Genomic DNA, 13,337 nt, shown 5'->3' with positions numbered 1-13,337 from the left:
CGCCCGGCCCCCGCGTCTCTCCTCCCCTCTCCCCTTTTCCGGAGGTCCGTTGATGGAAACCCTCTTCGCCCTCCTGATCGGTCTCCTGATCGCGGCGGGGGTCTTTTTGCTGCTTTCGCGCAGCCTGGTGCGGGTGGTGCTGGGCCTGAGCTTCATCGCCTACGGGGGCAACCTGGCGATCCTGACCGTGGCGGGCCTGCGCGAGGTCGCGCCGCCGCTGCTGACCCTGCGGGGGCCCTACATGGACCCGCTGCCGCAGGCGCTGATCCTGACCGCCATCGTGATCGGCTTTGCCACCACGGCGCTGCTGCTCACGGTGGCCCTGCGCGCCTACCAGGTCGCGGGGCACGCCGACGTGGCGGCCTTCGGGGACAACCTCGCGCGTGACCCCCACGCCGAGGACGACACCTTCGCCGACCCCGAGCACCAGGGCCCCGACCGCCCCGACGAACCCGAGGCCGAGCCGGTGCCCATCATCGTCCGGCCCAGGAGCCGCCCGTGAGCGCCGAAGCGGCCGGGCCGGTGCTGAGCTGGGCGCCGCTGGCGTGGCTCACGCTGGCGCCGATTCTGACGCCGCTGGGGTTCGGGCTGCTGCTGCTGTGGGCGTGGCCGCGCCGGGTGCAGGTGGGGCTGGCGCTGGCGGGCACCCTGGCGACCCTGGCCTTCGCCGCCGGGCTGCTGTGGGCCACCTCGGGCGGCGCGGTGCTGGTGGGTGCGCTGGGAGGCTGGCCTGCCCCTTTCGGCATCGTGATGACCGCCGACCGCCTGAGTGCCTGGATGAGCGTGCTGGCCGCCGTGAGCGCGGTGCTGGCGACCTGGCAGGCCGCCGCCGACCCCGACCCGGTGCGCGAGAAACACCACCTCTTTCCGCTGATGCAGTTCCTGTTCGCCGGGGTGCAGCTCTCCTTTCTGACCGGGGACCTCTTCAACCTGTTCGTGGCCTTTGAGGTGATGCTGGTCGCCTCCTACGCCCTGGCGGTGCTGGGATCCACCCGCGAGCAGTTGCGCGAGGGCTTCCGCTACATCGTGATGAACCTGGCCGCCTCGGCGCTGCTGGTGGTGACCTGCGGCCTGACCTACGGGGTGCTGGGCACCCTGAATTTCGCGCACCTCGCCCAGCGCAGCGCGGAGCTGGGGCCGAACGCCACCGTGACCTCGGTGGGCGTGCTGCTGCTGGTCGTGTTCGCGGCCAAGGGGGCGCTGTTTCCGCTGGGCTTCTGGCTGCCGGGCACCTACCCGGCGCTGCCCCCAGCGGTGGGCACCTTCTTCGCGGCGGTGCTGACCAAGGTGGGCATCTACGCGCTGATCCGGGTCTTCACGACCGTCTTCACCCAGGAACCCGGGCTGACTAGCGCACTGCTGCTGGGCCTGGGCAGCGTGACCATGCTGTACGGCGCCTTCGGGATGGCCTCGCAGCGCGAGTGGCGGCGCATCCTGTCTTTTGCGGTGGTGAGCAGCGTGGGCTACCTGGCCTTCGGGCTGGGGCTGGGCACCCCGGAAGCGGTGCGGGCCAGCGTGGCGTACCTCGCGGTCAGCGTGCTGGTGACCACCGCGCTGTTTGCGATTGCCACGGTGGCTGAGCGGGCCAGCGGCACCCGGCTGGTACGGGCGCGCGGCATGATCGACTTTCTGCCGCTGCTGGCGGGGTGCTTTCTGCTGTGCGCGCTGACGGTGGCGGGGCTGCCGCCCTCGGGGGGCTTTCTCGCCAAGTACGCGCTGGTGCGCGCCGGGCTGGGCCAGGGGTCGGCGCTCGCGCTGGTCGCGGTGGGCAGCGCCCTGCTGAGCAGCCTGATCACCCTGTACGCGATGCTGAACGTCTGGCGCGGCTTTTTCTGGGGCAAGCACCCCACCTGGATGCCGGTGTACCGGGTGCCCAGGCCGCTGCGGGTCGCCGCCTACGCGGCCACGGCGCTGGTGGCGGGCCTGACCCTCTTTGCCGGGCCGCTGTTCGCGCAGGCCGAAGCGACCGCCGCCGAGCTGAGCACCCCCGAGCGGTATATCCGGGGCGTGCTGGGCGACGGCCCGGTCGTGATTCCCCTGCCGCCCACCACCCCGGAGGCCCCGTGAGAAGCCTGCCCCTCAATGTCCTCGTGGCGGTGGTCTGGGCGCTGCTGGCCGGCGAGGTCAGCGCCCGGCAGCTGCTGGTCGGTTTTTTGCTGGGCTTCGGCGTGCTGGCGCTGTTTCCGCGCGCGCTGGGCAGCGGGGAGTACCTGCGCCGCAGCGGGGCGTGGCTGGCCTTCCTGGTCTTTTTTCTGCGCGAGCTGACCCTGGCGAACGTGCAGGTCGCGCTGCTGGCGCTGCGGCCCCGGCCGCCCCTCAACGCCATGATCGTCGGGGTGCCGCTGCGGGTCAGCGGCGACGGCCCCATGACCCTGCTGGCGGCCCTGATCACCCTGATGCCCGGCACGGTGGCGCTGGGCTTCAGCGCGGATCGCCGCACCCTCTACGCCCACGCCATCGGCACCGCCAGCGCACAGGCCGCCCGCGACTCGGTGCTGCGGGTCGAGCACCACCTGCTGCGCCTGGGCGCGCCCCCTTCCCCGGAGGTTTCCGCGTGATCATCAACCTCGCCCTGGGCATCGTGACCCTGTCGGTGCTGCTCGTCACCTACCGCGTGCTGCGCGGGCCGTCGTGGGGCGACCGCATCATGGCCTTTGACTTTCTGAGCGTGAACTTGGTCGTGCTGTTCGCCTTAATTGCCGTGCGGACCGGTTACATCGTGATGCTCGACGCCGCGCTGGTCCTGAGCCTGCTGGGGTTTCTCTCCACCGTGGCCCTGACCCGTTACCTGCTGCTGGGCCGGGTGATGAAGTGAAACCTTCTGTCCCCGGCGGCCAGCGTTCAGCCTCCGCCCGGCAGGGCGCCGGAGGTCCGCGTGGATGACTTTCAGGCCCTGCGCGACCTGCCGATTCTGGTCGGGGCTTTTTTCGTTCTCACGGCGGCGGTCGGGGTGGTGCGCTTTCCCGACCTGTACGCGCGGCTGCACGCCAGCAGCAAGCTGGTCACGCTGGGGTCGGCGGGCATCTTTCTGGGGGTGGCCTTTGCGATGAACGACGCGGCGGCCTTTACCCGGCTGGCCGCCGTGCTGCTCTTTCAGTTCCTGACCACGCCGCTGGCCGCCTACCTGATCGCGCAGGCCGCCTACCTGCGCGGGCTGCCGCCGATTCTGGGCGACGGCGGCCCGGGACGCGGCACCGACGACTGGGGGGCGCTCGGGCAGGCCGACCGGGTGGCGCAGGCCGACCGCGACGCCCAGCAGGCGATGACGGCGGAGGGGGAATAAGGCAGCCGTTTTGGCTAAGCTTCGCCCATGCAGGTGGTCACGACTTCCGAGCGGCCCGGCCTGGCGGACGAGGCGGGCGCCGCCTTCCGCGAGCGGTGGCCCGAGTTCATCTTTCATGGCGCGGTGCCCGCGCACTCCCTGCCCAGGGTTCAGCAGTACTTTCCCGAGTACAGCGTTCTGCTGCTGGACGGGGGCCGTGTGGTCGCCGGAGGGTGGGGCGTGCCGCTGGGCTGGAACGGCTCGGTGGATGATCTGCCCGGCGGGTACGACGGCGCCCTGATCCGGTCGGTGACCGAGTATGAGGCGGGACAGCGCCCAAATACCCTGAGCTTCATGGCCGCCTCGGTGGCGGCGGAGGGAGGGGGCCGTGGGCTGGCGGCCCAGGTCCTGCGGGCGTTGACCGAGCGGGGCCGGGAAGCCGGACTCGGGCGCGTCGTGGCCCCGCTGCGGCCCACGCTCAAGCACCGGTACCCGGCTTTTCCCATGGGTGAGTATGCCCGCTGGACGCGCGCGGACGGCCTGTCCACCGATCCGTGGATTCGGACCCATCAGCGCATGGGCGCGGTCATCCTGGGGCCTGCCGAACGTTCGATGGTGGTGGAAGGCACCGTGGCCGAGTGGGAAACCTGGGCCGACATGGCCTTTCCGGTCAGTGGGAGCTACGTGGTTCCGGAAGCCCTCAACCTGGTCGTGATCGACCGGGAGCGGGACCGGGGCCGCTACACCGAGGAAAACCTCTGGGTCGAGCATCCCGCCGCGCCGTCCGGGAGGACCTGAGCACCCGCCTCCCGCCGCCGCGCCCCCCCCGGTTACCCTTCCCCGCCGATCCCCCGCAGCCGCTCGACCCGCTCCGCCAGTTCCTCCAGCTCCAGCGCCCGCAGGGCCTTGGCGCTGCGCTGCACCCCGGCCTCGTCCACCCGGTTCTCGTTCCACCCGGCGATCAGCATCGCGCAGCCTTGCAGGGCGTCCGAGACGGTTTCTTTGTGGAACATCGCGGCCAGGTTGCCGGGCTGGGGCGGCTGGGTCTGCTGCACCTGGGCCTGCACGTCCAGCACGACCTGCATAAAGACCTGGTCGAGGCGGGCGCGGTCGTCCTGGGTCAGCGTCTGGTCCTGGGTCATGCACGCAGTGTAGGGCGCGGACAGCGCCGCGCCGGGTGACGCGCACAGTATCTTGGGCAGACAGCACAGCTGGCAGGTCCTGAGGAGACGGCCGGGCAGGTCCCCGTCTGGAGGAAGCGCATGAAGTACGAGCCGGGCCAGAGGTTCTTCGACGAGATGTACACGCCAGGTGGCGCGGTGAGGCCCCACTACCAGGGCGTGCAGAGCTACATCAGCGCCCGGGGGGTGCCCGAATTCTCGCGGCGCCACGCCATGCTCGACCTCGCCTTCCGGCACCAGGGGATCACCTTCACGGTGTACGGGGACGCCCAGGGCACCGAACGCACCTTTCCCTTCGACCCGGTGCCGCGCGTGATCCCGGCCTCCGAGTGGCGGGGGGTCGAGGCGGGGCTGACCCAGCGGGTGCGGGCGCTGAACGCCTTTCTGGCCGACATCTACGGTCCGGCCGAGATCCTGCGCGACGGGGTGATTCCCGCCGAACTGGTGTACACCTCCGCGCACTTCCGGCGCGAGGTCCACGGGCTGAAGGTGCCCGGCGGCATCTACACCCACATCGTGGGGACCGACCTGATTCGTGACGAGTCGGGGCAGTACCTGGTGCTGGAGGACAACCTCCGGTCGCCCAGCGGCGTGTCGTACCTGCTCGCCAACCGCCAGGCGATGACCCGCATCTACCCCGGCATGTTCGAGGGCCAGGGCGTGCGCCCGGTGGGCCACTACGCGACCGCGCTGCTGCACCTGCTCCAGTCGGTCAGCCCGCGCGAGGGCGGCACGGTGGTGGTCCTGACGCCCGGCATGTACAACTCGGCCTACTTCGAGCACGCCTACCTCGCCCAGCAGATGGGCGTGGAACTCGTCGAGGGCCGCGACCTCTTTGTGGACGGGGGCCGGGTCTGGATGCGGACCACCGGCGGGCGCCAGCGGGTGGACGTGATCTACCGCCGGGTGGACGACGATTTCCTCGATCCGCTTACCTTCCGGCCCGACAGCGCGCTGGGCGTGCCGGGGCTGGTCGAGGTCTACCGCCAGGGCCACGTCGCCATCGCCAACGCCATCGGCACCGGGGTCGCGGACGACAAGGCGGTGTACGCCTACGTGCCCGAGATGATCCGCTACTACCTGAACGAATCTCCGCTGCTGAACAACGTGCCCACCTTCCTGGGCTGGAACCCGGACCACCTGCCCCACATCCTGGACAACGCCGCCGAACTCGTCATCAAGGCGGTGGGCGAGGCGGGCGGCTACGGGATGCTGATCGGCCCCGCCGCGACCCGCGCCGAGGTGGAGGCCTTCGTGGAGAAAGTGCGCGCGAGTCCCCGCGACTACATCGCGCAGCCGGTGGTGGGCCTCAGCCGCCACCCCACCTTCTACCCCGACTCGGGCGAGTTCGAACCCGCCCACGTGGACCTGCGCCCCTACATCCTCTACGGCGGCGAGGAGGTCACCATCGTGCCCGGCGGCCTGACACGGGTGGCGCTGCGGCGCGGCTCGCTGGTGGTGAATTCCAGCCAGGGCGGCGGCTCCAAGGACACCTGGGTCCTCGACCACGACGGCCCGGCCAGCCCCCAGGGCATGAGCCAACTCTGGCACGGTGACCCGCTGGAGCGCACGCAGCGGCAGAGCCAGTACCAGGGCGGCCAGTCTCAGGGCAGCTCAGGCCAGAGCCAATCGCAGGAGCAGACGGGAGGAGGCAGCCAGAGGCAGTCGCAGGGACAGGCAGGAACGCCCAACCCGGAAGACGCCCCCGGCCAACATTCCTACCAGCAGCAGCTCGAAAAGGGGCAGCTGGAGGGCAGCCCGGACCCGGACGGGACAGCCGAAGGGGAGGGCCGCTGATGCTGCTCTCGCGCCTCGCGGAGAACCTGTTCTGGATCGGGCGGTACGTGGAACGCGCCGAGAACAGCGCCCGGCTGCTGAACGTGAACTACTACGCCACGCTGGAACTCACCGGCCGTGCCCGCGAGTACTGGCGGCCCCTGCTGGAACTTACCGGGGGGGAAGCGCCGCTGCGGGCCAAGTACGGCCGGGTGGACGCCCGCACCATCAGCGCGTGGCTGGCCCTCGATCACGACAACCCGGCCAGCATCGCCAGCAGCGTCCTGCGCGCCCGCGAGAACGCGCGCGGCCTGCGCGACCGCATTCCCAGCGAGATGTGGGAGGCGCTCAACCGCACCTACCTGAACACCTGCTTTCAGCCGCTCGACCTGCTCGACCGCGACGGCCTCTTCGAGTACTGCGTGGCCGCGCGCGACGCCTCACAGTTTTTCTTCGGGATCGCCTTTGCCACCCTGCCGCGCGACGAGGGCTGGTCCTTTCTGCGCGCCGGGCAGCTGCTGGAGCGCGGCGACAACATGCTGCGGGTGCTGCAAAGCCGCCACCGGGGGGTGGACGCCGAGCTGCCCAGCGACCCCTCGCAGCGGGCGCTGCAAGCCCAGCGCTGGGTGAACGTTCTGAAGGGGGCCAGCGCCTACGAGGCCTACCGCAAGCGGGTCCACGAGGGCATCGACCCCACCCGCATCAGCGAATTCCTGCTGCTGGACGAGTATTTTCCCCGCAGCGTGCGCTACAGCGCCGAGCACCTGCACGAGGCCCTGACCCAGATCGACCGCTGGCACCCCGGCGCCCACCCCGAGACGCTGCGGCTCTCGCGCTGGCTGGTCGCCCGGCTCCAGTACGCCCGCGTGGGCGACATTCTCGACCAGGACAATCCGGCGCTCGAAGAGTTGCTGGGCGACTTCAACCGGGTGGGCGCGGCGGTGGACGCGGCCTATTTCGCCCAGGAATGACCCCCTCTCCCCTGTCCCGCCCCCAGGCCAGCTGAAAGCCTCCCATGCGCTGCGAGATCCGCCACACCACCACCTACGCCTACCCCAAACCCGCCTGGGACTCTTTCAACGAGGTGCGGCTGCACCCCTCGCGCGAGGCCCGCCAGAGCGTGCGGTCCTTTCACCTGCTGGTGGACCCGGACGCCGAGATCAGCTCGCACCGCGACTATTTCGGGGCCATCGTGCACCACGTTCATGTCCACGCACCGCACACCCACCTGACCATCGAGGCGCAGGCGGTCGTGGACACCCATCCGGTGCCCGACCCCGCGCCCGTGCCCTTTGCCGAGTTGCGGGCGGCGCGGCGGGACCACACCGAGTTTCTGGTGCCCAGCCCGCGCGTGCCCGGCGGCGACTGGCCGGAAGTCTTCGGCGTGGCCCGCCCGGCCCCGGGCGACGACCTGCCGACCTTCCTGCGCGACCTCACGACCACGCTGCACCGGGGCCTGACCTACGACGGCGAGGCGACCGAGGTCCACACGCCGCTGGCCGAGTTCGCCCGCCACCGCCGGGGCGTGTGCCAGGACTACACCCACGCGATGCTGGGGATCGTGCGCCAGCTCGGGGTACCCGCACGCTACGTCAGCGGCTATCTGGTGAGCGGAGGCGGGATGGTGGGAGCGGCCGCCACCCACGCCTGGGCCGAGTGCTTTTTGCCGGGGCAGGGCTGGCTGGGGTTTGATCCCACCAACGACTGCCTCGCCCGGGAGAAACACGTCAAGATCGGCCACGGCCGCGAGTACGGCGACGTGTCCCCGGTGCGCGGCACCTACTACGGCGGCGGCCAGGGCAAGCTCGACGTGGCGGTGCATGTCTACGGCGACCAGTAGGCGACACAGGCAGAGGGCCGGGAAGACACGTTTGGTCTTCCCGGCCCTCCCTTCTGGCGCTCAGCCGCCCGCGAAGGGGGCCACCACCAGCGGTGAGAGCAGCTGGCCGACCAGCAGGCCGTTCACCACGGCGGCGAGCAGCAGCGTGACGGCGGCCTGCACGCTGTCGCGCAGGTTCACGCTCGACTGCACGGCGAGGTAGCCGAAAAAGACCATCGCCAGCGTGACGACCAGCGTGACCAGCCAGCCCAGGATCGGGATGATCCCCAGCAGGGTGCCCAGCAGGCTCAGCGGCACGAAGAACAGCGAGAAGGTGTAGGCCACCTCGGCGTAGCTGCCGCTGCCCCGGAAGAGGCTCCGGCCGATCAGGTACACCGCGCCCGTGAACACGCCGAACTGCGCCGGAATCAGGATCAGGCGGGAGAAGAACTGCCCCAGCACCGTCACGTCCCGGTGCAGCGGCGCGAACAGCGCGGCGATCAGCGCCGACGCCAGCGCCGCGAGCAGCACGTACAAAAAAGCCTGACGCAGACTGCCCCGGCGCTCGAACAGCTCGAAGGTGGCGGGGCTGGGCCGGGACAGGACCGCCGCGCTCTGGGCGAACATGTCCCTGAAGCTGGCCTGAAGGCGGGTGGGAGGGGTCATGGCTCAGGGTACGCGGCCGGGGCCAGCGGCGTTTCCGCCCAGGACCGCAGGTTCAAGCGTGTGTGAAGGTCGGCGCGGAACGTCAGTCCCCTGGCGCGCAGGGAAGTTGACCTGACAGCCGCCGCCAGATACCCATCCACCGCCGCTCCGCTGCCCAGCGTGCCTCCAGAGGCAGGCTGTCGATGGCCCCGGGATGCTTGAGCAAATACTCGTTGAGTGCCCACGCTTCCGCTGGACTGCCCAGCGCCCGGTCCATCCAGGCGAAGAGGTCTGTGACGCTCAAAGAAGGCACCATGATCCTCCAGAAGGAGCTGAGCTGCACGGGTACCGGAAATACGGGAGGCCCCGCGTGGCGACTCTCCCACGTCCGATGCCGCAGGATAGGACCATGACCCCTTCCCCGCCCACCCCCGCCACCGCCCTGATCACCGGAGCGAGCGGCGGTATCGGCACGGCCCTGGCCCGGCAGCTCGCCGCCCACGGCGCGCACCTGATCCTGACGGCCCGGCGCGAGGCGGCCCTCGAAGACCTCGCCGCCGAGCTGCGCGGGCGCTTCGGCGTGCAGGCGCACACGCTGGCGCTCGATCTGTCGCGGCCCGGCGCGGGCGAGCGGCTGGAGCGCGACCTCGCGGCGCGGGGGCTGACGGTGGACCTGCTGGTCAACAACGCGGGCTTCGGCGGCTTCGGGGAGTTCCACACCCAGGACCCCGGCGAGATCGCGCGGATGATGCAGGTCAACATGGTCACCCTGACCGACCTGACCCGCCGCCTGCTGCCCGGCATGGTGGCGCGCGGGCGGGGCCGGGTGCTCAACGTGGCGAGCACCGCCGCCTTTCAGCCGGGGCCGCTGATGGCGGTGTACTACGCCAGCAAGGCCTACGTCCTGAGCCTGTCCGAGGCGCTCAACGAGGAACTGCGCGGCACGGGCGTCCACGTCACGGCGCTGTGCCCAGGGCCGGTCGAGACGGGCTTTCAGGCGGCCTCCAACCTGGGAGAAAGCCGCCTGCTGAGCGGTCCGGCCCGCGCCGTTCTCCTCAGCGCCGAGGAGGTGGCCCGGCAGGGCGTGGCGGCGATGCTCGCCGGGCAGGCGGTCGTGGTGCCGGGCCGCCTCAACCGGGTGCAGACCTGGCTGCCCCGGCTGCTGCCGCGCGCGACGATGACCCGGCTGATCCGCGCGGCGCAGGCGAGGCGCGAGTAGGCCGCACAGCGGCGCGGACGGCTCCTCCCAGGGCGCTCTTTTGCCCGGCGCCGCACGTGACACAATCAGCGCCATGACCGACCAGTCCTCTCCCTTCCCCGATGCGAACGAAGCTCCGACTCCCGGCGAGACACACAGCGGCTTCGTCGCCATCGTGGGCAAGCCGAACGTCGGCAAGAGTACCCTGCTCAACGCCTTCCTGAACACCAAGGTGGCCCCCACCAGCCCCCGCCCCCAGACCACCCGCCGGGGCGTGCGCGGCATCCACTCCACCGACACGCACCAGATCGTCTTCGTGGACACGCCGGGGCTGCACAAGCCGAAAGACGCCCTGGGCAAGTACATGAACCAGGAGGTCCATAGCGCCCTCTCGGACGTGGACGTGATCTTGTGGGTCGTGGACCTGCGCCACCCCCCCACCGACGAGGACCAGCTCGTCGCCCGGCAGGTGCGCGAGCTGCCCAAGCCCCTCTTTTTGATCGGCAACAAGACCGACGCGGCCAAGTACCCGGGCGAGGCGATGAAGCTCTACCGCGCGCTGCTCGAAGGCCGCACGGCGGAAACGCAGGAGACCATGCTCAGCGCCCAGAACAGCCCCGACGCGGTGGGCACCCTGCGCGAGCAGATTCTCGACGCGCTGCCCGAAAACCCCTTCTTCTACCCGCGCGGCGCCGCCAGCGACCAGAGCCGCGAGCAGTGGGCCGCCGAGATCATCCGCGAGGAGGCGATGAAGAAGCTGCGCGACGAGCTGCCCTACGCGGTCGCCACCCGCGTGAACCGCTGGACCGAGCGCGAGGACGGCCTCCAGCGCATCGAGGGCGAGATCGTGGTCGAGAAGAACGCCCACAAGGGCATGGTGATCGGCGCCGGGGGCAAGCAACTGCGCGAGATCGGGCAGGCCGCCCGCAAGCAGCTGGAGGTCTTTCTCAACCGCAAGGTGTTCCTGGGCCTGGAAGTCATCGTGATTCCCGGCTGGCGCGAGGACGAGGAGGCGCTGCGGGAACTGGGCTACGAGTAAAGCGGGAAGCCAGGCGGGAGGCGGGCGCTCAGGCGTTCGCCTCTTCGCGTGGTCACCCGGGCCGCTCGCGGCCGTCTGAGCCAGCGGAGTGCGCCAGTAGCGGCTGTCCAGCCGCGCACCGGACGGTCCACTCCGCCCAGCTCACGGAGTGGGGCGCGCGCTCACCTCCCGATCAACCGCAGGTGCGCCGTGTGGTGCCGTCCGTGCCAGGCGTACATGGCGAGCAGGGTGTCCAGGGTGAAGGTGCGGCCCAGGCCCGGGTGGGTCCACTCGCGCGCCCAGTCTCCCTCCGGCACGCTTTCCAGCACGGCGACGAGGCGGGTGTGCAGTCCCTCCAGCAGCAGGAGGCTGGGGTGAACGGGCAGGTCCACGTCGGGCAACCCCGCCCAGGCCCCCTCGTCGTAGGGCTTCACCACCGGGCGGGCTTCCGTCAGCGTGAGCTTGACCCGCGCGTAGGCGTTCAGGTGGCTGTCCGCGACGTGGTGGACGACCTGCCGCCCGGTCCAGCCGCCCTGGCGGTAGGGGGTGTCCAGCGCCAGGCCAGTCAGACTCTCGGCGACCACCCGCAGCTCGGCGGGCAAGCGGCGCAGGGCGGCCAGGGCCTCCGCGCGTTCGTGCCCGGTCAGCGTGAGGGGCGTGGGCATCGGCCCCAGGGGAAAGCGGCGGTCGGTCATTCGCGGCTCTGTTCGGCGTCCTTGCGGGTCCAGCGGGCCGCGTCCCTCGTCTCGACCTTCTGCATCATCCGCGTGAAGCCGCGTTCCAGGCTCACCCCGCGCTCGTTCGCCATGCACACCATCACGAACAGCAGGTCGGCCAGTTCCATCTCCAGGTCGCCCGCGTCCTCGCCGGGCTTGGGCGTCTTGCCGCTGGCGTGCGCGATCACGCGGGCGATCTCGCCGGTTTCCTCGGTCAGGCGGGCCAGCATCAGGAGGGGCGGAAAGTAGCCCTCCTCGAACTGCGAGATGTAGGCGTCCACGCGCTGCCGGGCGTCCTCGAAGGTCAGGCTGCTGCTCATCCGTCCAGCCTAAGAGAAAACCAGCCGCGTGGGGGCGGCTGGCACCGGGAGGCGAGGCGGCTCAGCGGATGTACAGGTACGTCTCCTGCACGTCGCGGTCGGCCACGGCGTAGGGCTGCACGTACTGGGTGGTCACCGTGTTCCAGCGGGCGCCGTCGTACACGCCGCTCAGGACGAGTTCGCTGGTGGGGCGCACGCGGGTGAAAATCGCCCGCACGCGCTGGAGGCCGCGCGGGGCGGCGACGTTGTAGGTCACGCCGTCCTGGGCGCGGGGAAAGGTGGTGGTTCCGGCGTTCACATAGACGTTGCGGGCCAGGACGCTGGCGGCGCCGCCCGGCTGGAGGGCCACCAGCGTCACGTAGCCGGCCGTGCGGGTGGTCACGCTGATCCGCACTTCGTCACCCACGAGGTAGGTGCCGCCCTCGCCCCGGTCGGGCCGCAGGTTGGTGATCAGGTTGCTGCCGCTTCCCGCCAGACCCAGATTCGAACGCACCGAGACGGTGCAGGAACTCAGCCCGAGGGCGAGCGCGCCAAACAGCAGGGCAGTACGCATGCGGCCAGGATAGGCGCGCTGCCTGACGGGCGGCTGAGGGGCGGATGGAGGGGCCGGGGAATTCGGCGGGCCGCGCCCCCGCCCCGCCCCGGAACGTCACGCCGGGCAAGGTGTGCCCCTCCCCGCCGGGCGTAGCATGCAGCATGCCGAGCCTCCGCCGTCTGCCCGCCGCGCTGACGCTGATCTTGCTGCTCGCCGCGCCCGCCGGGGCCAGGGCGGCGCCGCCTCTGCCCGGCCAGACCCTGCCCCCGGCGGGGGGTCCCTACACCATCAGCCGCTTTTTCGCGGACCTGAAGGAGCGGGAGGTCGAGCGGGTGACCCTGGACGGCAACGGCAACGCCTCGGTGAAGTTGCTGGGCGTCACCCGCCCCCAGGCCGTGGTGCTCCCGCCCGACGCCGCCACCCTGACCCGGCTGCGCGAGTCGGGCGTGCCCGTGACGGTCCTGACCGGCGGCTCGCCTTTTGGCTGGCTCGGGCAGGTGCTGCCGCTGATCCTGACCGCGCTGATCCTGCTGGTGCTGTGGCGCAGCCTGCGGGGGGCCTCGGGGGGCGGAGCGGCGAGCAACTTCGGGAAGTCGAAGGCGGCGGTGGTCTCGGAGGGGCAGATCAAGCTGACCTTTCAGGACGTGGCGGGCTGCGACGAGGCCAAGGCCGACTTGCAGGAAGTCGTCGACTTCCTGCGTCACCCCGAGCGCTACCACCTCCTCGGCGCCCGCATCCCCCACGGTGTCCTCCTCGTCGGTCCCCCCGGCTCCGGCAAAACCCTGCTCGCCAAAGCCGTCGCTGGAGAGGCCAAGGTGCCCTACTTCTCCATCAGTGGCAGCGACTTCGTCGAGATGTTCGTGGGCG

18 protein-coding genes are annotated in these 13,337 nt (G+C 70.9%); 12 read left to right on the top strand and 6 right to left on the bottom strand.

What is annotated here, in order from left to right:
• Nucleotides 1-52: 52 nt before the first annotated feature.
• The 6 genes from HNQ09_RS14120 to HNQ09_RS14095 are packed head-to-tail and all read left to right on the top strand — an operon-like array spanning nucleotide 53 to nucleotide 4,060.
• Nucleotides 53-502: a sodium:proton antiporter gene (locus HNQ09_RS14120; protein WP_184030586.1), complete on the top strand. Its 450-nt coding sequence runs from the start codon at nucleotides 53-55 to the stop codon at nucleotides 500-502.
• Nucleotides 499-2,067 (top strand): proton-conducting transporter transmembrane domain-containing protein, encoded by a 1,569-nt coding sequence (locus HNQ09_RS14115; protein WP_184030583.1) that lies wholly within the window; start codon nucleotides 499-501, stop codon nucleotides 2,065-2,067. The genes HNQ09_RS14120 and HNQ09_RS14115 overlap by 4 nt, the downstream gene beginning before the upstream one ends.
• A complete protein-coding gene (locus HNQ09_RS14110) occupies nucleotides 2,064-2,558 on the top strand; it encodes a Na+/H+ antiporter subunit E (RefSeq protein ID WP_184030580.1) in 495 nt (164 codons plus the stop codon). Before HNQ09_RS14115 ends, HNQ09_RS14110 begins: the two co-directional genes overlap by 4 nt.
• Nucleotides 2,555-2,815 carry a monovalent cation/H+ antiporter complex subunit F gene (locus HNQ09_RS14105; protein WP_184030577.1) on the top strand — a complete coding sequence of 87 codons (261 nt, stop codon included), beginning with the start codon at nucleotides 2,555-2,557 and terminating at the stop codon, nucleotides 2,813-2,815. Before HNQ09_RS14110 ends, HNQ09_RS14105 begins: the two co-directional genes overlap by 4 nt.
• A 60-nt stretch (nucleotides 2,816-2,875) precedes the next feature.
• On the top strand, nucleotides 2,876-3,283 hold the full coding sequence (gene mnhG, locus HNQ09_RS14100; RefSeq protein ID WP_184030574.1) for a monovalent cation/H(+) antiporter subunit G: 408 nt from the start codon (nucleotides 2,876-2,878) through the stop codon (nucleotides 3,281-3,283).
• Between the two features lie 27 nt (nucleotides 3,284-3,310).
• Entirely contained in the window at nucleotides 3,311-4,060 is a 750-nt protein-coding gene (locus HNQ09_RS14095; protein ID WP_184030572.1) for a hypothetical protein, read from the top strand.
• Between the two features lie 32 nt (nucleotides 4,061-4,092).
• On the opposite strand, the gene HNQ09_RS14090 is transcribed toward HNQ09_RS14095, so the two are convergent.
• On the bottom strand, nucleotides 4,093-4,404 hold the full coding sequence (locus HNQ09_RS14090; RefSeq protein ID WP_184030569.1) for a hypothetical protein: 312 nt from the start codon (nucleotides 4,402-4,404) through the stop codon (nucleotides 4,093-4,095).
• A 120-nt stretch (nucleotides 4,405-4,524) separates the two neighbouring features.
• On the opposite strand from HNQ09_RS14090, the gene HNQ09_RS14085 reads away from it, so the two are divergent.
• Genes HNQ09_RS14085 through HNQ09_RS14075 form a run of 3 tightly spaced genes read left to right on the top strand, consistent with a single transcriptional unit; the run spans nucleotide 4,525 to nucleotide 8,059 of the window.
• Nucleotides 4,525-6,240 (top strand): circularly permuted type 2 ATP-grasp protein, encoded by a 1,716-nt coding sequence (locus tag HNQ09_RS14085; RefSeq protein WP_184030566.1) that lies wholly within the window; start codon nucleotides 4,525-4,527, stop codon nucleotides 6,238-6,240.
• Complete coding sequence (locus tag HNQ09_RS14080; RefSeq protein ID WP_184030563.1) at nucleotides 6,240-7,190, top strand: alpha-E domain-containing protein; 951 nt, start codon at nucleotides 6,240-6,242, stop codon at nucleotides 7,188-7,190. Before HNQ09_RS14085 ends, HNQ09_RS14080 begins: the two co-directional genes overlap by 1 nt.
• 44 nt (nucleotides 7,191-7,234) lie before the next feature.
• Nucleotides 7,235-8,059, top strand: a complete 825-nt coding sequence (locus HNQ09_RS14075; protein WP_184030560.1) for a transglutaminase family protein — start codon at nucleotides 7,235-7,237, stop codon at nucleotides 8,057-8,059.
• 60 nt (nucleotides 8,060-8,119) lie between these two features.
• On the opposite strand, the gene HNQ09_RS14070 is transcribed toward HNQ09_RS14075, so the two are convergent.
• Together HNQ09_RS14070 and HNQ09_RS14065 are read right to left on the bottom strand one after the other, a co-directional pair.
• Nucleotides 8,120-8,704 (bottom strand): YIP1 family protein, encoded by a 585-nt coding sequence (locus HNQ09_RS14070; protein WP_184030558.1) that lies wholly within the window; start codon nucleotides 8,702-8,704, stop codon nucleotides 8,120-8,122.
• An 82-nt stretch (nucleotides 8,705-8,786) separates the two neighbouring features.
• Nucleotides 8,787-8,999 carry a hypothetical protein gene (locus HNQ09_RS14065; RefSeq protein ID WP_184030556.1) on the bottom strand — a complete coding sequence of 71 codons (213 nt, stop codon included), beginning with the start codon at nucleotides 8,997-8,999 and terminating at the stop codon, nucleotides 8,787-8,789.
• A gap of 93 nt (nucleotides 9,000-9,092) precedes the next feature.
• Between HNQ09_RS14065 and HNQ09_RS14060 the strand changes: the two genes are divergently transcribed.
• Nucleotides 9,093-9,902 (top strand): SDR family NAD(P)-dependent oxidoreductase, encoded by an 810-nt coding sequence (locus HNQ09_RS14060; RefSeq protein ID WP_184030553.1) that lies wholly within the window; start codon nucleotides 9,093-9,095, stop codon nucleotides 9,900-9,902.
• Between the two features lie 73 nt (nucleotides 9,903-9,975).
• Complete coding sequence (era, locus tag HNQ09_RS14055) at nucleotides 9,976-10,920, top strand: GTPase Era (protein WP_184030550.1); 945 nt, start codon at nucleotides 9,976-9,978, stop codon at nucleotides 10,918-10,920.
• A gap of 161 nt (nucleotides 10,921-11,081) precedes the next feature.
• On the opposite strand, the gene HNQ09_RS14050 is transcribed toward era, so the two are convergent.
• From HNQ09_RS14050 to HNQ09_RS14040, 3 genes are all read right to left on the bottom strand, one after another.
• The gene (locus HNQ09_RS14050) at nucleotides 11,082-11,594 is read right to left on the bottom strand and encodes a YfiT family bacillithiol transferase (RefSeq protein WP_184030547.1); all 513 of its coding nucleotides are present in this window, start codon (nucleotides 11,592-11,594) and stop codon (nucleotides 11,082-11,084) included.
• Nucleotides 11,591-11,935 carry a nucleotide pyrophosphohydrolase gene (locus HNQ09_RS14045; RefSeq protein WP_184030544.1) on the bottom strand — a complete coding sequence of 115 codons (345 nt, stop codon included), beginning with the start codon at nucleotides 11,933-11,935 and terminating at the stop codon, nucleotides 11,591-11,593. The genes HNQ09_RS14050 and HNQ09_RS14045 overlap by 4 nt, the downstream gene beginning before the upstream one ends.
• Nucleotides 11,936-11,996: 61 nt before the next feature.
• Complete coding sequence (locus HNQ09_RS14040) at nucleotides 11,997-12,488, bottom strand: DUF4384 domain-containing protein (protein WP_184030541.1); 492 nt, start codon at nucleotides 12,486-12,488, stop codon at nucleotides 11,997-11,999.
• Between the two features lie 143 nt (nucleotides 12,489-12,631).
• Here HNQ09_RS14040 and HNQ09_RS14035 point away from each other — a divergent pair.
• Nucleotides 12,632-13,337 (top strand): AAA family ATPase (locus HNQ09_RS14035; protein ID WP_184030538.1); only part of this gene is annotated, 706 nt, incomplete at its 3' end.

The organism is Deinococcus budaensis, assembly GCF_014201885.1.
Taxonomy (GTDB): Bacteria; Deinococcota; Deinococci; order Deinococcales; family Deinococcaceae; genus Deinococcus; species Deinococcus budaensis.
The sequence above is the reverse complement of the archived record's forward strand: the minus strand, read 5'-3'. Positions and strand labels throughout refer to the sequence as shown.

Excerpts from the sequence above, each read along its gene's own strand:
- HNQ09_RS14120 (WP_184030586.1), top strand. The coding sequence starts at position 53 with ATGGAAACCCTCTTCGCCCTCCTGATCGGTCTCCTGATCGCGGCGGGG.
- HNQ09_RS14095 (WP_184030572.1), top strand. The coding sequence starts at position 3,311 with ATGCAGGTGGTCACGACTTCCGAGCGGCCCGGCCTGGCGGACGAGGCG.
- HNQ09_RS14090 (WP_184030569.1), bottom strand. The coding sequence starts at position 4,404 with ATGACCCAGGACCAGACGCTGACCCAGGACGACCGCGCCCGCCTCGAC.
- HNQ09_RS14085 (WP_184030566.1), top strand. The coding sequence starts at position 4,525 with ATGAAGTACGAGCCGGGCCAGAGGTTCTTCGACGAGATGTACACGCCA.
- HNQ09_RS14080 (WP_184030563.1), top strand. The coding sequence starts at position 6,240 with ATGCTGCTCTCGCGCCTCGCGGAGAACCTGTTCTGGATCGGGCGGTAC.
- HNQ09_RS14075 (WP_184030560.1), top strand. The coding sequence starts at position 7,235 with ATGCGCTGCGAGATCCGCCACACCACCACCTACGCCTACCCCAAACCC.
- HNQ09_RS14070 (WP_184030558.1), bottom strand. The coding sequence starts at position 8,704 with ATGACCCCTCCCACCCGCCTTCAGGCCAGCTTCAGGGACATGTTCGCC.
- HNQ09_RS14065 (WP_184030556.1), bottom strand. The coding sequence starts at position 8,999 with ATGGTGCCTTCTTTGAGCGTCACAGACCTCTTCGCCTGGATGGACCGG.
- HNQ09_RS14060 (WP_184030553.1), top strand. The coding sequence starts at position 9,093 with ATGACCCCTTCCCCGCCCACCCCCGCCACCGCCCTGATCACCGGAGCG.
- era (WP_184030550.1), top strand. The coding sequence starts at position 9,976 with ATGACCGACCAGTCCTCTCCCTTCCCCGATGCGAACGAAGCTCCGACT.
- HNQ09_RS14050 (WP_184030547.1), bottom strand. The coding sequence starts at position 11,594 with ATGACCGACCGCCGCTTTCCCCTGGGGCCGATGCCCACGCCCCTCACG.
- HNQ09_RS14045 (WP_184030544.1), bottom strand. The coding sequence starts at position 11,935 with ATGAGCAGCAGCCTGACCTTCGAGGACGCCCGGCAGCGCGTGGACGCC.
- HNQ09_RS14040 (WP_184030541.1), bottom strand. The coding sequence starts at position 12,488 with ATGCGTACTGCCCTGCTGTTTGGCGCGCTCGCCCTCGGGCTGAGTTCC.